At 42.5% G+C, this 22,773-nt stretch carries 16 protein-coding genes; 8 read left to right on the forward strand and 8 right to left on the reverse strand.

Annotation, left to right across the window (positions count from 1 at the left end):
* Window positions 1–206: 206 nt before the first annotated feature.
* From RMZ42_RS11250 to RMZ42_RS11280, 7 genes are all read left to right on the forward strand, one after another.
* Window positions 207–1,709, forward strand: a complete 1,503-nt coding sequence (locus tag RMZ42_RS11250; RefSeq protein ID WP_322671507.1) for a NarK family nitrate/nitrite MFS transporter — start codon at window positions 207–209, stop codon at window positions 1,707–1,709.
* Window positions 1,710–2,047: 338 nt separating this feature from the next.
* The gene (locus RMZ42_RS11255) at window positions 2,048–4,300 is read left to right on the forward strand and encodes a nitrate reductase (RefSeq protein WP_322671508.1); all 2,253 of its coding nucleotides are present in this window, start codon (window positions 2,048–2,050) and stop codon (window positions 4,298–4,300) included.
* Window positions 4,301–4,705: 405 nt separating this feature from the next.
* Window positions 4,706–5,164 carry a phosphate-starvation-inducible PsiE family protein gene (locus tag RMZ42_RS11260; RefSeq protein ID WP_322671509.1) on the forward strand — a complete coding sequence of 153 codons (459 nt, stop codon included), beginning with the start codon at window positions 4,706–4,708 and terminating at the stop codon, window positions 5,162–5,164.
* A gap of 142 nt (window positions 5,165–5,306) precedes the next feature.
* The gene (locus RMZ42_RS11265) at window positions 5,307–5,759 is read left to right on the forward strand and encodes a nitrate reductase associated protein (protein ID WP_322671510.1); all 453 of its coding nucleotides are present in this window, start codon (window positions 5,307–5,309) and stop codon (window positions 5,757–5,759) included.
* Window positions 5,760–5,976: 217 nt separating this feature from the next.
* Window positions 5,977–6,579, forward strand: coding sequence for a DJ-1/PfpI family protein (locus tag RMZ42_RS11270; RefSeq protein WP_322671511.1), 603 nt, complete (start codon window positions 5,977–5,979; stop codon window positions 6,577–6,579).
* A 187-nt stretch (window positions 6,580–6,766) separates the two neighbouring features.
* Window positions 6,767–6,892: a hypothetical protein gene (locus tag RMZ42_RS11275; protein ID WP_322671512.1), complete on the forward strand. Its 126-nt coding sequence runs from the start codon at window positions 6,767–6,769 to the stop codon at window positions 6,890–6,892.
* 123 nt (window positions 6,893–7,015) lie between these two features.
* Window positions 7,016–8,398 (forward strand): PrsW family glutamic-type intramembrane protease, encoded by a 1,383-nt coding sequence (locus RMZ42_RS11280; protein ID WP_322671513.1) that lies wholly within the window; start codon window positions 7,016–7,018, stop codon window positions 8,396–8,398.
* Between the two features lie 317 nt (window positions 8,399–8,715).
* Here RMZ42_RS11280 and RMZ42_RS11285 read toward each other — a convergent pair whose 3' ends face one another.
* The 4 genes from RMZ42_RS11285 to RMZ42_RS11300 all read right to left on the reverse strand — a co-directional run bounded on the left by RMZ42_RS11285 (window position 8,716) and on the right by RMZ42_RS11300 (window position 14,705).
* Entirely contained in the window at window positions 8,716–9,363 is a 648-nt protein-coding gene (locus RMZ42_RS11285; protein WP_322671514.1) for a hypothetical protein, read from the reverse strand.
* 146 nt (window positions 9,364–9,509) lie between these two features.
* Window positions 9,510–11,084 (reverse strand): CHAT domain-containing protein, encoded by a 1,575-nt coding sequence (locus RMZ42_RS11290; RefSeq protein WP_322671515.1) that lies wholly within the window; start codon window positions 11,082–11,084, stop codon window positions 9,510–9,512.
* Between the two features lie 351 nt (window positions 11,085–11,435).
* The gene (locus RMZ42_RS11295; protein ID WP_322671516.1) at window positions 11,436–13,697 is read right to left on the reverse strand and encodes a protein phosphatase 2C domain-containing protein; all 2,262 of its coding nucleotides are present in this window, start codon (window positions 13,695–13,697) and stop codon (window positions 11,436–11,438) included.
* Window positions 13,698–14,345: 648 nt separating this feature from the next.
* Window positions 14,346–14,705: an NAD(P)H-quinone oxidoreductase subunit M gene (locus tag RMZ42_RS11300; protein ID WP_322671517.1), complete on the reverse strand. Its 360-nt coding sequence runs from the start codon at window positions 14,703–14,705 to the stop codon at window positions 14,346–14,348.
* An 866-nt stretch (window positions 14,706–15,571) separates the two neighbouring features.
* Between RMZ42_RS11300 and RMZ42_RS11305 the strand changes: the two genes are divergently transcribed.
* Complete coding sequence (locus RMZ42_RS11305; protein WP_094350942.1) at window positions 15,572–15,856, forward strand: Npun_R1517 family heterocyst differentiation transcriptional regulator; 285 nt, start codon at window positions 15,572–15,574, stop codon at window positions 15,854–15,856.
* Between the two features lie 583 nt (window positions 15,857–16,439).
* Here RMZ42_RS11305 and RMZ42_RS11310 read toward each other — a convergent pair.
* The 4 genes from RMZ42_RS11310 to ctpB form a co-directional block, all read right to left on the reverse strand.
* The gene (locus tag RMZ42_RS11310) at window positions 16,440–17,135 is read right to left on the reverse strand and encodes a response regulator transcription factor (protein ID WP_322671518.1); all 696 of its coding nucleotides are present in this window, start codon (window positions 17,133–17,135) and stop codon (window positions 16,440–16,442) included.
* 362 nt (window positions 17,136–17,497) lie between these two features.
* A complete protein-coding gene (locus RMZ42_RS11315) occupies window positions 17,498–19,384 on the reverse strand; it encodes a putative bifunctional diguanylate cyclase/phosphodiesterase (RefSeq protein WP_322671519.1) in 1,887 nt (628 codons plus the stop codon).
* A 657-nt stretch (window positions 19,385–20,041) separates the two neighbouring features.
* Window positions 20,042–21,031: a glycosyltransferase gene (locus tag RMZ42_RS11320; protein ID WP_322671520.1), complete on the reverse strand. Its 990-nt coding sequence runs from the start codon at window positions 21,029–21,031 to the stop codon at window positions 20,042–20,044.
* A 148-nt stretch (window positions 21,032–21,179) separates the two neighbouring features.
* Window positions 21,180–22,520: a carboxyl-terminal processing protease CtpB gene (gene ctpB / locus RMZ42_RS11325; protein WP_322671521.1), complete on the reverse strand. Its 1,341-nt coding sequence runs from the start codon at window positions 22,518–22,520 to the stop codon at window positions 21,180–21,182.
* Window positions 22,521–22,773: the final 253 nt, after the last annotated feature.

Genomic DNA, 22,773 nt, shown 5'->3' on the forward strand with positions numbered 1-22,773 from the left:
CTTTAAGGCTTAATGTTCAAACTTTAAGGCTTAATGTTCGACCTTTAAGGCTTAACCTTCAAACCTTAAGGCTTAATGTTCAAACCTTAAGACTTAACCTTCAAACCTTAAGGCTTAACCTTCGACCTTTAAGGCTTAACCTTCGACTTTAAAGGCTCAACTTCGGCTACCTCTTTACCGTATTTTATTCAATTAGAAAGATTGGAATGCTTAAAAACTTATTTTCATTTAGCGATCGCTACCGCATCTTACATCAGACTTGGTTTGCTTTCTTCCTCACCTTTGTTTGTTGGTTTAACTTTGCCCCCTTCGCTACAACCATTGGCAGAGAACTACATCTAGCACCAGAACAAATCAAAACTTTAGGCATTTGTAACCTTGCCCTCACAATTCCCGCACGACTAATTATTGGGATGCTTCTGGATCGTTTTGGCCCCAGAATCACCTACTCAATGCTGCTAATGTTTGCGGTTGTTCCTTGTTTAGCGACGGCGCTAGCGCAAGACTTTAATCAACTAGTCATCAGCCGTTTGCTGATGGGAATTGTCGGATCTGGATTCGTTGTGGGTATCCGTATGGTGTCCGAATGGTTCCAGCCGAAGGAGATGGGAATTGCTCAAGGTATTTATGGCGGTTGGGGTAACTTTGGGGCTTTTGGCGCAGAGTTTGCCTTACCGATACTTGCAGTTTCCACGAGCTTTTTCGCTGGTGGTGCTTCTAACTGGCGATTTGCGATCGCATTTACAGGGATTATTGCAGCTATCTACGGCGTAATTTATTACAACAACGTCCAAGATACGCCCACAGGTAAAGTTTACAAGAAACCTAAGAAAAATGGTTCTCTAGAAGTAACCAGTGTTAAAAGCTTCTGGGCGATGATTGTCTCGAATTTTGGTTTAATTTTCGCCTTGGGTTTATTGGCTTGGCGTTTGGAACAAAAGAACATTCACTTCCTAACTTTGAGCCAAATGTATTTGATTTGGTTACTATTAGCAGGATTATTTGCTTACCAAAGTTACAAAGCTTGGCAAGTAAACCGAGAACTTTTAATTGGCAAGAAAACTTATGCTCCATCCGAACGCTTTCAATTTGGTCAAGTAGCCATACTCGAATTCACTTATATAACTAACTTTGGTAGCGAACTGGCAGTCGTTTCTATGCTTCCAGCATTCTTTGAAAAAACCTTTGCTTTAGAACATGTTGTCGCTGGAATGATTGCCGCTACCTATCCATTCTTAAATTTGGTTTCTCGTCCCAGTGGTGGCTTAATTTCTGATAAATTTAACTCCCGAAAATGGACAATGACAATTATCAGCGCTGGCATTGGTGTTAGTTATTTGATAGCACATTTTATTAGTAGTAGCTGGCCGATTCCAGTAGCGATCGCAGTGACAATGGTTGCCGCTTACTTTGCCCAAGCTGGCTGCGGTGCAACCTACAGCATCGTTCCCCTAATCAAGAAAGAAGCCACTGGACAAATTGCCGGCAATGTGGGAGCTTACGGTAATTTTGGCGGTGTAGTTTACCTGACAATTTTCAGCTTAACCGACGCTCCCATACTATTTTCCACAATGGGTTTAGCTGCACTAGTCTGTGCTTTTATGTGTGCCTTTTTCCTCAAAGAACCAAAAGGTTCCTTTGCCCCTGCATTTGAAGGTGAATTACCAGAAACTGCAACGAAAAACCCTATCTTCTTAACTGAAGAATAGACCTGTCTTGAAAATAGAAAGTAGGCAATAAAGCAAATAAATTCTCATAGTTCGTACTAAGGACTTTAGTCGAATGGCACTAAGAAAAGATACATGACGAGTTCCCAGCCTCTAGGCTCTTAACCCATTCTGGGAGGCTCCGCCTCCAGTAGCTTGATAAGAGGCAGAAGCCCACTTTAAATATATTCCCAGCCTCCAGGCTGGGAACAAGACGACAAAACCCTTTGAGCTTTACAAGCGTGCCATTCGTTTCAAAGAGTTTGCCTAACATACAAATTTCTCAACCTGGCGCTACATCTGAGGTTGCAAAATCAAAATAACAAAATGGTACAACAGCCATGAGTGAATTTACCAAAACTCTCTGTCCCTACTGTGGTGTTGGCTGCGGTTTAGAAGTTTCACCCCCAGCTCAACTTGGCAAAGCAACTAATCGAGATAGTCAAGGAAATCCGACTTGGCGGGTGCGCGGTGATAAAGCCCATCCATCCAGCCAGGGAATGGTTTGTGTCAAAGGTGCAACGATCGCAGAATCTTTAGATAAAAATAGATTACATTACCCAATGGTGCGAGACTCCTTAGATCGAGAGTTTCGCCGCGTTAGCTGGGATGAAGCTTTCGATCTGATCGCCAAACGCATTCAAACCGTGCGTTTCACCCAAGGGCCAGAAGCTTTATGTATGTATGGTTCCGGTCAGTTTCAAACCGAGGATTATTACATCGCCCAGAAACTCATGAAAGGCTGTCTGGGTACTAATAATTTTGATGCCAACTCTCGTTTATGTATGTCTAGTGCTGTGGCTGGGTACATTCAAAGCTTTGGCGCAGATGGGCCGCCCTGCTGTTACGATGACTTGGAGTTAACCGACTGTGCATTTCTAATTGGTACTAATACAGCTGAATGTCACCCCATCGTTTTCAATCGACTGGAGAAATATCACAAAAAGAACCGCAAAGTCAAAATGATTGTGGTCGATCCCCGTCGCACACCAACCGCAGAAGCCGCTGATTTACATTTAGCCATTCGTCCCGGTACAGATATCGACTTGTTGAACGGCATCGCCCATTTGTTGATGCGCTGGAACTACATTGATACGATGTTCATGGAGGACTGCACCAGCAACTTTCCCGCTTATGCTGAGGTTATTCGCCACTATCCCCCAGAAGTGGTAGCTCGTCAATGTGGAATCAGTATTGAAGATTTAGAAACAGCAGCACGTTACTGGGGTAAATCTGAGCGAGTACTGTCTTTGTGGTCAATGGGTGTAAATCAATCTTCAGAAGGGACAGCTAAGGTTAGAACGATTATTAACCTGCACCTGATGACTGGACAGATTGGCAAACCTGGGGCTGGCCCTTTTTCTCTCACAGGTCAACCGAACGCGATGGGAGGACGGGAAGCCGGAGGTTTGGCGCATTTATTACCGGGTTATCGGGTGGTGAAAAATCCCCAGCACCGCGCAGAAGTTGAGGAGTTTTGGGGACTCAAGCCAGGACAAATTTCGCCCAATCCCGGTTTGACTGCTTGGGACATGATTACTGGGTTAGAAAATGATGCTGTAGGGTTACTGTGGATTGCAGCTACTAATCCCGCTGTGAGTATGCCAGATTTAGAGCGGACTAAAAAAGCATTGTTGCGATCGCCTTTCACTATTTACCAAGACGCATATTATCCCACAGAAACTTCTGCTTACGCTCACGTTCTACTACCAGCAGCCCAGTGGGGTGAAAAAACTGGCGTGATGACAAACTCCGAACGGATGGTAACTCTGTGTTCAGCATTTCGCCAACCACCAAGAGAAGCGAAAGCCGATTGGGAAATTTTTGCCGAAGTTGGACGTAGATTAGGTTTTGAAAAAGAGTTTGCCTTTGCTAACTCTGCGGAAGTTTACGCTGAGTTTGTCAAACTAACTAAAAATCGCCCCTGCGATATGACAGGTCTTAGTCACGCGCAATTACAAGCAGAAGGCCCGACGCAATGGCCTCACCCAGAAAAAAGTTATGAGTTAAGAGTTGGGAGTTATGAATTAGAATCTTCAACTCCAAACTCCTCACTCCAAACTCCTAACTCCAAACGCCTCTACACCAATCTCCGCTTTCACACCCCTGATGGACGCGCTCGATTTGGGGCGTATTACTCCAAGGGATTGGCAGAACCACCAGACCCAAATTATCCGTTTGTGTTAACTAATGGAAGACTTTACGGACATTGGCATACGCAGACACGCACCGGTCGAATTGAAAAAATTTCCAAAATGCATCCCGAACCGTTTATCGAAATTCATCCGCGTGATGCTGCTCGGTTAGGTATTGCCGATAGTATGTTTATAGAAGTGCGATCGCGTCGTGGTAAAGCGAAGTTTCCTGCTAAAGTCACAAAAGCGATCGCACCTGGTACAGTTTTTGTCCCTATGCACTGGGGTTCGCTGTGGGCAGATAATGCCGAAGCCAACGCCCTCACCCATCCAGAATCTTGCCCCGATTCGCTGCAACCAGAATTAAAAGCCTGTGCTGTGCAGCTGATACCAATTTCGGTGGAAGTTCCCATCAAAGATTATCAACTCCAGTCTTCACAATATAGCAATCCGATTTGATTCGGAGAATTACTCGTAAAGGCCGGGGACTAGGGACTAGGGACTGGGGACTGGGAAGAAGGAATAAAGGTGTACTGAGTTTTTTTCACGCAATCAAATATGAGTCCTATAGATAAGCTGCAAAGTGTAGCTCGGAAGTGGTAATTTATAACCAGCAACAGGTAATTTCGTCAATAATCAATAGTCAATAGTTATTATCATTTTTTCTAACTCTCTAATTTTGACTGTTACCAATTACTATATTTAAAGAGCTAAATTTTTAGTAACAAGGGATTTTACTAAAGTTTATTTTCGCTATGGATAAAGAATAAAAAAGCAGAGATATTTACAAAAAATTGTCAATTATTTCCAATCCTTTAGATTTATCTATGGGATTTTCTTTTATTTGAGAATTGGGTGCAGCAGATGAAAAAGCTAATGAAGCGAATTCTAAGAGCTACCACAGATGAGAACTTCATGCACATCATTGAAAATATAGAAGTGCTAGTTTCTAAAGTTCTATCTATTTTTATGGTGGTCGTAATTTTGGTAACGATCGGAGATTTAGGAATTTTTATTTTTAAAGAGTTATTTACAGTTCCTTATGGGAGATTTAACTCAACCTTGTATAAAATTTTCGGTTTATTTTTAAATATTTTAATTGCTTTAGAAATCTTAGAAAATATTACTGCCTATCTCCGACGACATGTTTTTCAGGTTGAATTAGTTATTGTTACTTCTTTAATAGCTGTCGCCAGAAAAATTATTATTCTTGACTTAGAAAAAGTTCCCGGAATTGATATAATTGGCTTAGGTATAGCTATTCTTGCTTTATCAATTAGTTATTTAATAATTCGTCTCAGTAATTCTAAAGATGCAAGTTAAATAAAATGCCTAATAAACTATAGCGGTTCTCAATTGCGTGGAATACAAACCACTTTTAAAGGTACAGCAATTTTGGGTTTGTTAAGCAACAATATAAATTATTAATTTTGAATGCGTGAATTTTGATTCGGAGCGAAGCGACGTGACAGATTTCTTTCAATTTGAAGCAGACTTTGTTGATTCTCTGCGTTGCATCCCCATGCAGGTGCGTTGTAAATTAGATACTTGTGGCATCAAGCTAAAATTGCCTGATTGGAATCAAATGACGACAGATGAGCGTCAAGCTTTAGTGGAATTACCTTGCACTACAGAAACAGAAATTCACTCTTACCGCGAATATATCGAGCAATTAATCATACAACGCACAGGTGTACCAGCTAAAAAATTGCTTATCGAGCCTCATCCTGCATGGCTAGATTCTGCCACTATACCAGCTAGCCTTCAGGGAAAAGCTCAAGAAATAGGTGTAACCCTAACACAGCAACGTTGGGCAGCTTTAACACCCTTACAGCGTTTTGCTTTGATTAAACTCAGCCAGCCAGGACATGAAAACAAAAATTTTCCGAGAGCGATCGCAGAATTTAATCTGCTTTAATTTCCCATTCGATCGCGATCGTTGAATTATCGTCGTGTTCCTAGAAGATGTATTAATTTTTGTTAATTTGTCATTCTGAAATGATACATGACAGCACAGTGATTGATGTTATGTATCAAAAACTTGTACATAAACTAACGCCGAAAAAAGCTGACTCTAAATTAATATTTACTTTAGAAACAACTATTGATGACTAATAGGTGAGGGTAACAAATATATGGCTGCAAAGAAACTTTTGATGCTTGTTGGCGACTATGTAGAAGACTATGAAGTGATGGTTCCTTTCCAGACATTGCAAGTGGTGGGACACACTGTCCATGCAGTTTGCCCCGACAAAAAAGCTGGCGATAAGGTGCGGACAGCAGTTCATGACTTTGAAGGAGACCAGACTTACAGCGAAAAACCCGGACACAATTTTACTTTAAATGCAACGTTTGCAGAAGTAGAAGCCACAACCTATGATGCCTTAGTCATTCCTGGAGGAAGGGCACCAGAATATCTCCGCCTCAATCAGCAGGTGCTAGAAATCACTCGTCACTTTGCCCAAGCGAATAAACCGATTGCTGCCATTTGCCACGGCTTGCAGTTATTAGCAGCTGCTGATGTATTGCAAGGCAAGAGATGTACTGGCTACCCTGCTTGTAGCCCAGATATCAAGAGTGCTGGAGGAATCTATGTTGATATCCCTGTCGATCGGGCAATAGTTGATGGTAACTTAGTGACAGCACCAGCTTGGCCTGCTCACCCACATTGGCTAGCAGAATTCCTCATAGTACTTGGAACTAAGATTGAACACCTAGAATTGACTACAGTTGTTTGAGACAAGATACTAGAAATCTTTTGGTTCACTTCATAACAGTTTCTTCCCCTACTCCTTACTCCAAAAGAGCTTTGCCAAAAACAACTGACAACAGACGACTAATAATTATATATTTTTGAAATGGAACTAAATGCAGTAAAAAATACTATTTTTTAATAAATTGCAGTGGGTTTAATTTGCAGCTACGATGTCAAAAGTACAGCATCGAGACAATCTGATTGAGCCGCCAAACAAGCCAGTTTTCGGGCAAACTCTCAGCAGATGGAATACTTCTTTACATGAGATGAAACAATTTGAAATTTTGCACCAATAATTTTAAATTTCTTAGCAGTAAGTGAAGCTATAGTGGATTTAGCAATGCTGCTGCTAATGTGGCTAAGGTTAGTCCTGCTGCCAAATTATGTGAAGAATTAGTTTAGAAACGTACTTCTTATCGATGACAGGCAAAAACGCAAGACATAATGCATTTCTGCGGCTAGTGTCTGGTAATGGGGCAGCTTTGGGAGCAGAATCTCGCTACTCGCTGCCCCCCAGTAAAGAGATGGTAATTGGACGCGACCCCAGCTGCCAAGTTGTCTTGGATGCCATGATGTACCGAATGGTATCTCGTCGTCATGCAGTGGTTCGTCCCCTCTCTCTATCCCCAGATAGCAAATTTAGCTGGGTGCTTTGTGACTTGAATAGTGCTAATGGCACTTATTTGAATGGACAACGTTTATATGAATGTCAGGAATTGCACCCAGGCGATCGCATTTCTCTAGGTGCTGATGGGCCGCAATACATTTTTGAATGCGAGTATACCTCACTGACTCCGGCGACGACAGTCAACCAAGTTACACCACTGCCTTCAGCGACGGACTACCACAACCACACGCAATTAAAGCAGCCAGATTCTGTTAGCTTCACCCAGCTTTTTCCAATTATTTCCACTGGTAAAGATTTAACTAGTAAAGCTTACCTCGTACCGGGAATACTGACCGTAATTTTTGTGGTGCTGATGTTCGCTACAGTCGGTCGCCCTCAAGCTAATCAAGTGATTGTCGCAAGTTACATCGCCTTCGCTGCCTACTATTTTGTTTACCAACTTTGCGGAAAACAGAAGCCTTGGTGGGTGCTAATGGCTACGTCATTGGGGACAATCCTGATTTTGCTCAGTCCCCTGTTGGATCTATTTATTTTCGTATTTCGCGGCATCCTGCCTGGAAGCTTGCCCACACCCCAAGAATCTATCACCTTCACAGAGTTACTGGTGCGGATGTTTTTTGGCGCGGGGTTGATGGAGGAATTACTCAAGGCATTACCTGTACTAGGGGCTTTTGCCATCGGTAGAATGTTGTCTTCACCTTGGCGAGAACGCATCGGCATCTGGGAACCTCTAGATGGTATTCTCCTGGGTACGGCTTCTGCCGTTGGTTTCACTCTCTTGGAAACCCTCGGTCAATATGTGCCTGATATCACTCAAAATGTCACGCAACAGGTGGGTATAGGGGCTGCTGGTCAACTTGCAGGTTTACAACTGCTAATTCCGCGAATTTTAGGCTCTGTAGCCGGACACATGGCTTATAGTGGCTACTTGGGTTATTTTATCGGGTTGGCTGTCCTCAAACCTAGTAGAAGTTGGCAAATTCTGTCTATTGGTTATCTGAGTGCCTCTGCGCTCCACGCTCTCTGGAATGCTACAGGGTCAATCAATGCCTTGCTGTTGGTAGTTGTTGGAGTGTTATCTTACGCCTTTTTGATGGCGGCAATTCTCAAGGCACGGGCGCTGTCACCAACGCGATCGCAAAATTTTGCTACCCGATTTCTTGGCCCAAAATAGAAGAAGCAGGGGAGCAGGGAGCAGGGGGGAGAATAAGCAATTTGAGTATTTACCTCTTAGGATAGATGTCCTAATTTAAAAATCAGCGTACTTTTAACTTATTATGGGGTAAATATACTTACAAAAATAAAAATCATTAAACTTTTTCTTGCAAAAGTGTTGATTTTCGACTCTACATCTTTGCGTAAGGGAAACCAACATCTTTGCAAAAGAGACCTCTTAATAAGGTGAACGCAAAGCGCGGGTTAGACGAACACAACGTGTAATGAAAATTTTTCTTATTCCCTACTCCCTACTCCCTACTCCCCATTCCCCATTCATAGTTCTGGCTGAGACTTGTTAAGTTCAGTAAAAGCATAAGAAGCGATCGCTAAACTAACCTTTGCTTTATCTACTTCTGATAAAGATGTCCACTCGCTATTTTGAAGATTACTAAGTGCAGATGCCGCATTTTGCGATTCGCTACTTCGCATAGCGTAAGCAAAAGGACGAGCTAAAACGATCAGATCCTCTGTTCCCCAAGCTGGTAGTACTGTCTGAACGCACTCAACCAGTTGCTCGCTGATTAATTGGCGAGCAGCAAATATCTCAGCAGCTTTGGTGGCGATGGTGTTGAGCAATATTTGGGGGACACAGGCAGAAAAATTTGTACGTAATGTTTCTTGAAGGTTAAGCACTACTGCCTGTTGTCGGTTATAATTGTGGTCAGGTGTCGGAGTAATACTAGACCAAAGTGTATCTAGATGTCCGTAAAAATCTTGCGATCGCCTCATTAGTTCAACACCCTGCAAATCTTCCATTCCGAACTGTTGTTCTAGTTCTTGAAAATAAGCTTCGGAATCTTCATCACTTGGATTCCAGGGATAGTTAGCATCCTCTGGTTCTAGTAACGCTTCTAATAACTCTAAATCTACTTGAGATGGCAAAGATGAGAAAGTGTCTGAGCCATTAATTTTGTGAGCCATATTTTCTTCCCTCATGATTATTTGGTGGTATTGACAGCTACAAGTTCTCAGAGGAGATTTCCGCAAAAAATGTTGATTTTTTCTCCAAAAAAACAGATTTTAAAAGCTAATGCTAAAGACTCAAATTCATTTATGCAATAGCTCTGCTAGGAGTCTTCAATTACAAACTCCCAGGTTTCACCTCTGGCACTTCCAAACTTTAACTGCATCCCCGATTTCAAAGGGACTTCCTCTCGGAGGATTTGTTGCCAGCCATTAGGGCCTAAAAACCAGGTTGTCCCATAGGTGGAAAAATCTTGCAAGTAATAAGTTCGCATCAGTGTAGCATCTGTAAGAGTATTGCGGCAGAAGATTTCGGCGTGGCGTTTGGATACAGATGGTTCGGGGATGACAATATCATTATCTTTCGTGCGGCCGATGCGGGTAACTCCATAACGCAGTAACCAGGTTTTACCTTTTGGAGTCAGCGATCGTAAACTTGCAGTCGGAAGCGAGGAACCGACCTCAGGAATGGCTGTATCTGGAAGTTCGGTAATACCTTCATCCAGATTCTTAATAAGTTCGCCATTAAAATCTGGATGCAGGTAGAGAACAGGCAAAGTCCAAGCAGGTTGATTAAATTTATACAGTGTTAACAACTCTTGCCTAGCCTGTGCTACGGCTTCATCAATTGGCTTGTGCGATCGCAAAGCTTCGGTAAAAGCTTGAATAAAACTGTGGCTTTCATGGTCAGCGATTTCATCGCGCATCCCCAAAACCGCAGGTACACCATGACGAATCAATACTTCTGCTAAACTGCTGGCAGGGATAGCTTGACGATCGACAGCAGCTGGTTGTGCGCCCCAACAGGCGTTGAAAACTGCTAGTTTCACACCTGTACGGGTCAATACTTGCGCCAATTCTATGCCATTGAGGGGCATATCTGGTCGCAAAAACAGTAATCCTCCGTCTGGGTCTGGCAAACCATGTCCAGCGTAAAAGAAAACATTGTATTCTTTAGTTTCTAATTCATCAATCAACTGTTGTGGAGTTGGTTGAATGAGTTTATTCACTACACAAGGCGCATATCTTTGGGAATTACCAGGCGTATCTGCAAGAGCTTGCTGTAAGATAGCGGCTTCTTGTTCTAGTTGCAGCTTGTCATCATGACCTAAAACCAGCAAAATACTTAAAGCTTGGTCAGTTCGCAAATACGGTAAAGCGTCAACTTCAGTGCTGGTGCGACTAAATAGCAAATCTTGTGAGAGAGACATGGCCGATTGACCAGGCTCACGCTGCATAATTTCCCAAGGGAAAGCGATCAGATCCGGGTCGCGAATTTCTAGTCGAAAGCGCAAACGTGTATGCTGACCCATCGCAATACCGCGACTGCGTTCTAGACTACCAAGAATTTGCCCGTCGAATACCCAGCGCCATAAATTCATTCCCAAGTATTGCATCAGACGACTGCTGTAGGGGCCAGTAGGTTGACCTGAAGGAGGTGAAATCCAATCTATGGGGAATGGGTTGCTCTTTTGAGATGTTGAGTTTGGGGAAATATCTAGGCGACCATGACCAGCAAACATTTGCTGCCATTCTTGCCAGACTTGGGTGAGTTCAACAGGCCATACACAGTCGTGTAAAACGTAGCCACTGGGATATGGAGCCTTGACCACCCAAATGGCGAAGTTGTCAGTGCCAGTATTTACGAGACGGGCGATCGCCAAATTCAGGGATGGCATGGATTCATTAAACTAAAAGCTAAAACAAATAATTTCAAGAGAAGAAAACAGATACGCCAGAATTCAGAATTCAGAATAAATGAGTGAGGGATTTAAACCCGACATTAATTGTGTTGCACCAAATTAGAGAGATGGTAGAGGTTTTGAACTCGGTTATTCATCCACCAGTAGTACATAATTCATTCTGAATTCTGACTCCTGACTCCTGACTCCTGACTCCTGACTCCTGAATTCTGTTTTGATAACAATTCTCCAAGGTGAAAATTTTCTATTTTTTTGACCTTGTAAGTTTTTTACTCTGATTGTTACCTGTTATTATTCCAGGTTTTTACCAGTTTATCGAGTATTTGATTAACTTGGGCTGGTGTCAGATGGTTCGGTAACTGGCGGTTGCGTCACAGTTCTACATGGATTTGGTGCGTCTGATTGTAAAACAACGCCAAAACGGTTGACTTGGGAGGAGTTTAGCAATACTGTTGCTGGCAAAGGTTTTGAATTTGGGGGAACTGAGGTAGTTACATCTGGGTTTTTAGGATTAGCTGGAGTTTGGGTACTTTTATTGACACAGACTCGCATAGACACCAAAAAACTGCCAGAAGCAGGATTTGGATTTGATTTTTTCTCAATAACTTCTAAAAAAGTCCCACGGGGGAGTGATTGGTTGTTTCCCAAGGATATGTCATTATTGGTTTTAATTACCCAACCAGAAGAAAGATTAGCTAGCGATCGCGGCGGTGCGGGTGTCGTTTCAATGCCAGGGTTTTGAGTTTGTAAGGGATTGGAAAAAATTGGAGAGGTTCCTCGCAGTTGCTTGACGAACAATCCTAAAAAACCTGCTGCTACCACAAATATTAATGGAACTATCCACTGTAGGGGAAATTGACGAGGTTTAGCCTGTTCAGTGTCTGGAATCACCTGAGTTTTGTGGTTTGGGCTGCCTAAAAGTGTCGCATCTGTCGCCTTGGATGCTAAATCAACAGTTTTGGCAGAATAGCTCTGGGGAATCACTGCTTGGATGGTGATTTCTGGTTCCCAATATTGGACTTGATAGTGAACTAAAGCGACGGTGACATTATCGTGTCCATTTTTAGTATTAGCAATTTCGACTAATCTATCGGCAACAGTTGCTATATTGGCTTCCCCAGCTAAAATCGGCAAAATTTCTGTTTCCCAGTACTCCTCTACGCGATCGAAGTCACTCAAACCATCGGATGTGAGCAGAAAAACGGCATCTTCATCGAGCATAAACCGTCCCGATGTGGGATGCAATGAAGTGCTAGAACCCATCCCCAAAGCTTGAACCAGAGATCCAGCGGCACTCTGTTGTACTGCCTCGCGGTAAATGGCATAACCTAGCCGCACTTCGCGGGAGGCGACATCATCATCGAGAGTAACTTGATAACAACCGTGGCGTGTAATCCAGTAGGCACGACTATCACCGACGTGGGTAATGTACATTTCATGAGCAACAGGCAATGCCATGACTAAAGTCGTGCCCATGCGTTGACGCCCTTGGCGATTTTCGCTGTCATTGCGTTGACTGATTTTGTCATTGGCCATTGCCACTGCCTTATCTAGGTCATTCAGCAGCATTGCAGGGTCTATGTGGTCGTAGGGAACCTTTGTTAGTTGCTGTACCTGCTGCTGGATTGTTTCAATGGCTAAATTTGAAGCGACATTGCCACCTTCGTGTCCGCCGATGCCATCACAGACAATTGCTAAGGCTGTTGGCTGGGGTGGTTTGCTCACTGGAGTTCCACTGGGAGGACTACAGGCATCTTCGTTACGTTGGCGACTTGGCCCGGTGTCGGTTTTGGTGATAATTTGGATCGTGGGTGTTTGCGATCGCCCTAACCCAGCCAGTCCCCGATCTAAAACTCCGATTAATTGATCGGTTGAATTAATCTCTCCCTGAATTAAAGCCAGGCTAACGCGATCGACAAATTCTGCGATCGCTGGTTTGGCAGTCCTGACCAACTGCTGCCAAAATTCACCTAATTGCGGCAATTCTGGTGATGTGGCGCTGTCAAAACGCAATTCCAATAACCGGACTAACGATCCTTCTACCCGTAATACATTAGAGTCAAGTAAGCTAGAGGCGACACCTTCACTTACTAAAGGTTGCCACAGATGAGCTATTTGCCACAACCAATTTAGTTGGCGCATTGATGTTGCATCACGCCAAGCGGTGGTTAACTCGCTGCCCAAATGAACTTGTTGGATAGTGTCATCTACTAATAGTGGCGGTTTTTCTAAGAGTAATATTTCTCGGTGGAAAGACCCGTCAGCAACAAAAAGCACTCCATATACCTGCGGTACGTGTAAACGGTAGGGAATCAGTCTCAGGTACGCTTTTAGAGGCTGCAAATTATCTAACTCAGGCGTTAGCGCTAATAAACCAGGCTTCGTATCTAAAAGAACAAATTTATCAACGATTAAATAGCGATCGGCTAATATTTCTCCAGGGCTACCCACACTTGGGCTATCTACCACAGCCCAGAGATAATTTTTGGGTAGAGGCGTCGAACATCGCTGGCAAAACTTATGAGTCAGGGGGTTGGCAGCCTGACAATTTTCGTTTGGACAGTAGAGCGTTGCCGCGTCATTTTCCATAGTTTTCGCACCGATCAGCGATTGGCAATTTCTTTAATAGCATTAGTAGGGACAATCTAGACCGCTCATCTTTCTTAAACTTGACATACCAAGACTTTAGATGATGATTTTAGCTGGCGGATATCAGCAGGTGCTAATACAAAACTTATCCAAAAAATACGCTCCTAACTCAACCCTACAGCCTAATCATAGCTTCTATTGCCCTGTGACTCTCCATCGCCAAAGCAACTAACTCCAACCCTGTCACCACAGCATAACCCAAGCATAACTGCACGATTTGCTTTTGGTAAATTACCCCATCATCAACAGGCAGATAATGTTGGTATTTATTTAGTTTATAAGTAGGATAGCAAGATTTAACTTTAATTTAATAATTAAGAATAGCAAATATTAATTTTGGCAAAAGTACCCGATCGATGCAGTGACTTTAAATATTTCTTTCGGACTGCTGTTAGTGGCAGGGGGAGGTAGCCAGTGCTGAGTTAAGCAATACAGATAATCGTAGGGGCACAACATGTTGTGCCCCTAACCATGTACTTCATTTACCTGAAATACGCTGGATAAATTTTTCCGCTTTCAGCCGAGACACTTTTAACTCAGCACTCTTTGTAAAGAAGGGTTCAGGCAGCCCGCTACCAACTTCTTGGCTTATTGCTTGTCGTCAATGGCAACTTGAGGGATTCCCATGCTGTAATTAGTAACACGGGCAGAAAGATTGTAGCTGACTTCGCCGAGTTGCAGAAGCGATCGCAGATAATGCTCTAAATCTGATCCTACACGGCGCAAGTTATAGTCTGTGAGGTCTGCGCCACTAGATGCTTCTACTAGTTCATCAAATTTTCGATAAATTTTTTGTAGTGCATCTTCATTCCAATTAAATTCGTTATCTGGGTCAACATCTAAGGTTAAGACTTGTTGACTAGGAACTAGATCGCCATCCCGGTCAATTTCACCTGCAAAAATGCGGATATGCCGGGTTGTGGACTTGAGCAGCATCGGGTTATCCATAAAAAGGTGTAAGATTTGCGTGAATTACACTGAAATTATTGTAGACGTTATATCCGAGCTTGAATGCTCTCAATTTAAAAGCTTTGAATGCTGTTTTCAAAGGGTACATTGAATGGTCATAAGTAAAAATATCATCTTTCCTAATGAGTTTGCTACTACTGTTATGAGTTGAAGATATATTTAACTGCTAGTACTGACAGTAGTCGAATTATTTTTCTGTAAAAATTAATTGGTAGAATATTTTCATTTAGTCTCTAAATCTGACTTACTGCTAAGATTTTTAGACTCAATTAATCCCAAATGGCGGTAAAACAAGGTACTCAGCAGGAATAACTCGATCTGTGTACTTTTTTTATGAAGAACAAAAGTTTTGACATTAATAATTATGCCGAGCAATTTCTCCGGAATTTTCTATTGCAAAAAACGTACATCAAGTAATTTCACGCAATAGCGCTACATCGACCGCTGGCTGTAATAAACTCCAAAAATTTCAGCGGTTTTACTTACGTATAAACACTAAAATTTGAGTAACAAGTCAAACTGTTATTGACGTTCACATAAAGTTGATGTAAAAACCTTTAAAAAGGTTGAACAACTTCTTACAGAAACTTTATTGTGTAGAATCTTAAAAACTGAATAATAGTTATGGCTTACCATAAGCTACATCTGGCACAGAAACCTGAAAATCTAGACACTGAAAATCTAGCTTGAAAATACACCACAGGAGAGTGAAATGGAATACAAAGGTGATTGATGAAGAAAAATTCTTAATTCAAGCACTTTGGATTCAAAAGAGATATAAAGAATTTTGCTGGACATCTACCTCCTTACCCTCATGACAACCAAGTAAAGGAATCTCAATAGTTATGAACTCCAAAGCATTACCACGCCAGATAAATAATCTCGAAGTAGGTGTTTATGAGTGTGAAATACATCTCAAATTCCGGTTGATTGAGGAAAAGAGTCTATTGAGCGATCGCGAGCAACTCTTACAGGTGCTACTTGATGCTTTAACCGAAGGTTCTGATGACTTTCTAGAAACGCTACAAGCGTCCGTTAAAGCCCAGGAAGTATCGGAGTTTAAAGCCTCGCCTCAAATGCGACGTCAGCTAATGCGCTTGCGTAATGTCGCGGAAAATTCTCCAACCTAAAGGTGTAATTTCAGTAGTAAAAAACGTGAATTGGGCATCAAATCAAATGTTGATCCCATACCCCCGTTGCCATAAAAACTGAGCAGTCAGTAGATTTCATAAAATATTTTGATTTCTACCTTGTGAAAGTCTTATTTAGCAACAGAAAGTCCCAGGAACAGTTTCCGCTATTAAAAACTTTGTAGCAAAGAATACTGGTAGAATCTGAAAGCAAATTCAGCCGGGTGCATTTTACCGAGTTTTTATCAAAACATTGCAGAATAATAAAACCTTGTGTCTTTACAGATGGGGAATTGGACAACAGGCGCAAATCAAATGAAAACCTAAAAGATAAAAGTAAAAATAATAACCTTTCTTTTAGCTTTTTGCTTAAGCTAAGTGCCTGATTTGCTAAAAGACTTATGTTTTATCTATTACTGGTAATAGGTCACGGTTTAGCAGCCAGTTACCTATTACCGATTACCCAGGAGTAGGGGAGCAGGAAAGTGAGGGAGAAGAATTAATAACCAATTACTAATGCCCAATGCCCCATGCCCCATGCCCAATGCCCCATGCCCAATGCCCAATGCCCCATGCCCAATCCCTATTTAGCAAGACCGTGTTCTAGAGCAAAGCGAACTAACTCTGTACGGCTATTGGTACCGGTTTTACTAAATAAACGGCTGACGTATTTTTCTACATTGCGGACGCTGGTTTCTAAGCGACGGGCGATTTCTTTGTTCATTAACCCTTCTGCGACCAAATTTAAAACACTTTGTTCTCTGGGAGTCAAATCAATTTTAAAAGGGGCTGGCGATTGGGAAATAGCATTTCTTTGAGTTAACAATGCTTTAATTTGGGAAATCTGATTGGCTAGTTCAGCAAGATCGGGGGTTTCAGCGTCATCTCCCGTACTCGCAGCCTTAGCGGCGCGACGGGCTAGCAAATTTTCGACTATAGCCACTAACTCGTCTGGATCGAAGGGTTTGGGTAGATAGGCATCAACACCAGCGTGATAGCCTTGAATGCGATCGCCTGTCATACCTTTAGCAGTTAAAAATACTACTGGGAGTGCTTGGAAACGGGGGTCTTCCCGTAGTTGCTTCAGGAATTGATAGCCATCTACTTGAGGCATCATCACATCAGAAATCACTAAATCAGGTGTATTCAGCTGCATCCATTCCCAACCTTCAAGGGCGTTACTGGCGACTTGAACGCTGAAACCGCTCTCTTGCAAATAGTCTTTCACGGCTTCCCGTATCCCTGGTTCATCATCCACCAGTAACAATTGTGCTGACATTTAAAATTCCCTTGAGTTTTCCTTTTTCCAATTTAGCGAAAGTTGGTAAGCATTGAGCAACTTGAATTCACCTCTACCGCCTCAAAAGCTTTTAAAGTTCACAGCTGTGCCTCCATCAACTCTGCTGCTGCATTAACGATTGTGCCTTCATAAGGACGGGGTGTCCGCAAAGTTTTTCAACATTCCCCTATAGCAAGATCCCAACAGTTGATGGTTTCATGTTGGCTACCGCTAAGGAAAGTTGGCTTGTCTTGAATCAAACTAAGCCACCATGTAGTAAGGCAGTCTCTAGTAGCTATGATTCATGATTGCTATGAGAATAAAAAAAGCGTTCTTATCAATTACGAATTTTTTAATAACCCTTACCATTGAGGATTTTCCATAATTAATGCTTCTGCTGCCGAGCTATTTAATGGAACTGAGAAAAAATGTCCTTGGACATATTGACAGTTTAACTTTCTTAGAACTAATAGTTGCTCTTTTGTCTCTACCCCTTCGGCAAGCACATCCACACCTAGCTTGTGTGCCAAAGTGACAATTATCTCAATAATTTCTAAATTCTTACTATTAGTGCCCATCATGCTGATGAAAGAACGGTCAATTTTCAACACACTAATCGGAAAGTTATAAAGACCACCTAATGAAGAGTAGCCTGTACCAAAGTCATCAATTGATAACTCAATGCCCATCTCTCGAAGTTGTAAAATAGCGGCAGTTACCTTATCGCCATTTTCCACAATTGCCTTTTCAGTAATCTCTAGGATTAGAGTACCAGCATCCAGGCCAGTTGAGTGCAAAATTTGCCCAATCTGCTCTATCAAGTCCGGCTGAGAAAATTGCTTGACGGAGAGATTAACACTAATTTTCTTTAGTAATTTAGAACGATGACATTCCCGCCAAACTTGCATCTGGCGGCAAGCTTCATGCAAAGCCCATTTGCCAATGGAGAAAATTAGTCCAGTTTCCTCTGCTAGGGAAATAAAATCTGCTGGATTAAGTAGACCACGCTCTGGGTGCTGCCAGCGCAATAGAGCCTCAAAACCTAAAATAGAGCCATTAGCGAGCGAAACAATCGGTTGATAATAAACCCGAAATTCTTCGCGTTCAATTGCTCGCCGCAAATCAGTCTCTAACTGCAATCTCGCTAGAGCATCAGCATACATATCTGAGTTGAATAGCTCATAACGCGCTCTGCCTATCATCTTGGCTCGATACATTGCTGTATCTGCATCCCTCAACAGTTCTTCTGGGTGTTGATAGTCTACTGTCGAACTCAACGCAATGCCAATACTTGCCGTGATGAAGACTTCTTGTCCGTCAAGTTCAAAGGGTAATGCCAGTTCCTTCTGAATCCGTTCAGCGACTTTGATAGCATCTGACATATCCTGGATTCCTTCAAGCAGGATTGTAAATTCGTCTCCCCCAAGCCGTGCTGCTGTATCTATGGAGCGTACACATATTTGTAGTCTACTTGCAACAGCAAGCAGCAATTGGTCTCCATTTAGGTGTCCAAGGCTGTCATTGATCACCTTAAACCGATCTAGGTCGATAAATAGTACAGCATATAGATAATCTGAATGCCGTTTTGAATAATTTATCGCATGTTTTAGGCGGTTCATAAATGCAACGCGGTTTGCCAGACCCGTCAGTGTATCGTGAAAAGCAAGGTGCAGTAGTTGTGACTCGACTCTTTTACGTTCTGTAATTTCATTTAGCAATTTCTGATTTGCTTTTACCAGTTCCGCTGTCCGTTCCGCTACCCGTATTTCTAACTCACTGTAAGCTCGGTACAACATTTCTTCAGCTTGTTTGCGTTCACTGATGTTGCACAACAGCCAACGCCACCCAAGGTAATTAAACTCAAGATCGTATACTACAGACGCTTTCACATTAGCAGGGAAAGGCTTTCCTTTCCGTGGCTGTAAGTGAATTTCCCAGTTCAGTATCTCTTGCAAATTGTTTATTTGATAGTTAAAGGACTGGCGGTCTTGTTGAGCAATAAAAAGAATTAATGGTTTACCTACTAAATATTTTTGTTGGACACCGAGCAAAGTTGCTGCTATGTGGTTAGCCTCTTGGATTATTCCGTCAGTATCAGTTACCAAGTAACCATCTGGAGCAAACTCGAACAAATCTTGGTAACGCTGGCGCTCTTTCTCTACTGCCGCTCGTGTTACCTTTAACTCCTCGGAAGCTGTCAATAGTTCTTCCATTGCGGTGTTAAGTTCCTCGAAAGCTTCTGTTATCATCTCCGGTTGTGAGTTCAGCTTAGTTCCATAGCATTTTAATAGTTCCTGTATCTGTGAGCACAATTTATCTATCTGTTGATTAAATCCATCCACTTTCATGTTGCTCAACTCACAAAACTATAAAGCGTAAGTGTGAATGAAGAAAGCAGTGAAAGCAAACTCCATGCTTTCTTCAAGACTTCAGACGCTATTGAGCAGGCAAGGAGAGAAGGTTACTTGAAAGAGCGGACACTCTATAAATAAATATTAAAGAAGTTGGTTTTTTGATTTACTAATTTATCTTTCAATAATCACGAAGCAATCAAATTTGTGCAGCCTCAATCAACTTTTAGCCTTATTTAGTGCCAACCAGCCCTACATAGTGAAATTTTTATTTTATTAAATACAAGGTACTAAAGTTCAAAGATTAATAACAGCATATTTGCTTTACCTACTTTTGAAAATACTTCTTAAGATACATTCGCTTTTGTGAGCTAAAGAAAGCATAAGGTTCTCAGTCAATGCTTCTAGACTGACAAGAACGTTTTTGCTCAGGTGTTACTGAATTCAGCTATGAAAATGATTTTGCGTAATTTCAAAACCTTTGTAGAGACTAGCAATTGCAACGTCTTTATACCAAAATTTACACATCTAAATCAGCAACGCCCTTTTTCTTAATTACAGTCGAGCAATTATCTTGGCATTCTCTGGTAGCTTGGCCTCTCTTTGTCCAGCAGTACGCGCCCTAGCTGTGAATAAACCAATGGGGGTATTTAATAAATCTACAAGCGTGGCTTGACTAGCAATGGCTGCGACGGGCTTCGCCAAAGCCTTTTTAATATCTCTTGGTACTTCCTTCAATAACCAACGTGCCAAGCGATAGCCGTATTCTCTGGGTGTCATCTCTCGCATTAAATCTACACCGTACAGTTCGTGCAGATAGCGATTTGAACGTCCATAACGCCGCCATTGACTTTGCAGTTCTTGAAGTGTAGCGCGGTGGCGGTGCTGAACGATCGCACTTGGAGCAAATTCTAAACGCCCGATGTTTTCTGCCAAAATCCGCCAACAAATATCAGCATCACCACCAGTAGTTAGATAGGGACGAAATAAACCCACTTTTTCAAAAGCAATGCGTCGAATCGCCAAATTAGCTGTTTGACCATAGGGACGAAAGGAATGGTTAAGGGTATGTTTTTGCGATAAAGTTTCTTGACGGTCTGCGTGTTGTTCTAACAAAGTTGTGCCTGGTAGTGCCAAAATTTCACCAGCAACAATTACTACTTCTGCGTTAACAAAAGGCTGAATTAGTGTGTCTAACCATTGCGGTTGTGGGCGACAATCTGCATCGGTAAAAACCATAATTTCACCCGTAGCGGCGCGAATCCCGGTATTACGAGCAGCGTAAGAGCTTTGAATTTGGGTTTCGCTTAAGGGGCGAATTGTAATTGGGGAATTTTCGGCAGATGTTTTCAGGATGGTGAGAGTGCGATCGCTACTGTTGTTGTCCACCAACAAGTATTCTACCCGGTCTTTTGGGTAAGTTTGAGACAACAGACAATTGATTAACTCTGGTAAATCTGCCTCACCGTTATAAATAGGAACAACCACCGATACCATTGGTAAAAAGCTGGTGGCGGTGGTTGCATCAACTGGTTGATGATTCATAAATCTGAGATTTTGGAGATGGGATTAGTAGTTAGTATTCCCAAATCAAAATCCTGGAACGGCATATCAAGCAGTTTTCATAACTCCAAAAATCTGGATTTGGGAATACTACTATATAAACACCTGGTAACAAATCATTCGCGTCAATTTAAAATTTCAGGTTATCGGCACGGCTCATGGGTCGAGTCGGTTGATTTGCTGGTGGCTGGGCAAAGTTATTATTTGATAGAATTGCGATCGCTCGAGCATATTGGGGATCGCTCTTAGTTCCAATTAAATTGGGATTAGAAGCCAATTGACGCTCTTGTGCCTCTGTCAAGTCTAGCTTGATATCAGGTGTAATTCCTTTGTGGTTAATATCCGTTCCTGCTGGGGTGTAGTAATGGGCAATGGTGACAGCCAAGCCGGAACCATCTGCGAGTTCATGAACTGACTGGACTAAGGCTTTGCCAAAGGTTTGACCCCCCACGACTACCGCCCGTTTATTATCCTTGAGTGCCCCTGTAAGGATTTCACTAGCACTAGCTGAATTGCCATCCACTAAGACTGCCAAAGGACGATTTGTCAAAGCAGTGCGATTGGCTTTAGTTTCTTCGCTGCTGCCTACACGGTCTATTGTCTTGACAATTCCGCCGTTGTCATACCACATCCGAGCAATTTCAATGCTTGCCTGTAACAAACCGCCAGGATTTCCCCGCAAATCCAAGACATAAGAATCAACTTTCTTAGTGTTCAAATCGCGGATGGCTCGTTGCATTTGGTCTGCGGCGTGGGCGCTAAATTCCCGCAAACGGATATAGCCAACGCGGCGATTCCCTTCTTGTCTGAGGGTATAGCGTACCGTTGGGACTTCAATACTTGCCCTTGTCAGCTTCAAATCAAAGGCATTTTGGCCTGCGCGTCCTAATCTTAGCTTAATCGGAGTACCCGCTTTGCCACGGATGAGCTTAGAAGCATCATCCACTTTCATTTTGAGAGTGGATTTGCCGTCAATTGCCAAAATTTGATCGCCTGCTTTGATTCCAGCTTTCAGCGCCGGAGAGTTTTCTATGGCTTCGACAACGGTGAGCTGCTGAGTTTTTTCGTTCACTTCCATCCGAATGCCGATACCAGAGACTTCCCCAGATGTTTGGCTAGTTAGAGCTTCAAATTGTTGGGGGTCCATGAACCGAGTGTAAGGATCTCCTAACTTTTGTAAAGCTTCGCGGATGGCAGTGTATGCTTCTTCCTTAGAAGAGTAGTCTTTGCTCAACAAGCTTTGCCTGGTTGCTTGCCAATCTTGTTGATTAAATTTGCCATCAACATATTCATGATTTACCAGTTGCCAAACTTGGTCAACTATCACTTTTGGGCTGTCTTGGAGGGCTAGAGCAGCACGGACACCACGAGTCCAAGCGGGGCCGAATACAGACATGGTAGCAGTTGTGGCGATCGCTCCACCAATCAAGGCTACTTGGAGCGGTGAGTAACTTTTCGCAGATTGGTTCATGTATACTTAGCTGGAATAATTGTGTTGTTGACAGTTTAGCAATCAGGCTTTCCAGAAATTTTTAAGTTTTTATACCCCAGAATCAACTATGTTCCTTCATCATTTTTATCCTTAAATGATGCCAAAAATGCCGCATTAGTTATTAACAATCATTTCTCAGTTTGTTAGTCTACTCCGGAAGGCTATACTGAGCGTGTGACACTTTAATTAGCGTCATCTTTGCATTCTAGATTACTTTTATAAGATAGCACTT

The sequence above is a fragment of the Nostoc sp. DedQUE05 genome, from assembly GCF_034530955.1.
Lineage (GTDB): Bacteria > Cyanobacteriota > Cyanobacteriia > Cyanobacteriales > Nostocaceae > Nostoc.

Coding starts and splice junctions, on each gene's coding strand:
- RMZ42_RS11285 (WP_322671514.1), bottom strand. CDS start 9,363: ATGGCTCACAAAATTAATGGCTCAGACACTTTCTCATCTTTGCCATCT.
- RMZ42_RS11310 (WP_322671518.1), bottom strand. CDS start 17,135: ATGTCAGCACAATTGTTACTGGTGGATGATGAACCAGGGATACGGGAA.
- RMZ42_RS11290 (WP_322671515.1), bottom strand. CDS start 11,084: ATGCCATCCCTGAATTTGGCGATCGCCCGTCTCGTAAATACTGGCACT.
- RMZ42_RS11270 (WP_322671511.1), top strand. CDS start 5,977: ATGGCTGCAAAGAAACTTTTGATGCTTGTTGGCGACTATGTAGAAGAC.
- RMZ42_RS11320 (WP_322671520.1), bottom strand. CDS start 21,031: ATGAATCATCAACCAGTTGATGCAACCACCGCCACCAGCTTTTTACCA.
- RMZ42_RS11300 (WP_322671517.1), bottom strand. CDS start 14,705: ATGGATAACCCGATGCTGCTCAAGTCCACAACCCGGCATATCCGCATT.
- RMZ42_RS11250 (WP_322671507.1), top strand. CDS start 207: ATGCTTAAAAACTTATTTTCATTTAGCGATCGCTACCGCATCTTACAT.
- RMZ42_RS11305 (WP_094350942.1), top strand. CDS start 15,572: ATGAACTCCAAAGCATTACCACGCCAGATAAATAATCTCGAAGTAGGT.
- RMZ42_RS11255 (WP_322671508.1), top strand. CDS start 2,048: ATGAGTGAATTTACCAAAACTCTCTGTCCCTACTGTGGTGTTGGCTGC.
- ctpB (WP_322671521.1), bottom strand. CDS start 22,520: ATGAACCAATCTGCGAAAAGTTACTCACCGCTCCAAGTAGCCTTGATT.
- RMZ42_RS11260 (WP_322671509.1), top strand. CDS start 4,706: ATGAAAAAGCTAATGAAGCGAATTCTAAGAGCTACCACAGATGAGAAC.
- RMZ42_RS11280 (WP_322671513.1), top strand. CDS start 7,016: ATGACAGGCAAAAACGCAAGACATAATGCATTTCTGCGGCTAGTGTCT.
- RMZ42_RS11315 (WP_322671519.1), bottom strand. CDS start 19,384: ATGATAACAGAAGCTTTCGAGGAACTTAACACCGCAATGGAAGAACTA.
- RMZ42_RS11295 (WP_322671516.1), bottom strand. CDS start 13,697: ATGGAAAATGACGCGGCAACGCTCTACTGTCCAAACGAAAATTGTCAG.
- RMZ42_RS11275 (WP_322671512.1), top strand. CDS start 6,767: ATGTCAAAAGTACAGCATCGAGACAATCTGATTGAGCCGCCAAACAAG.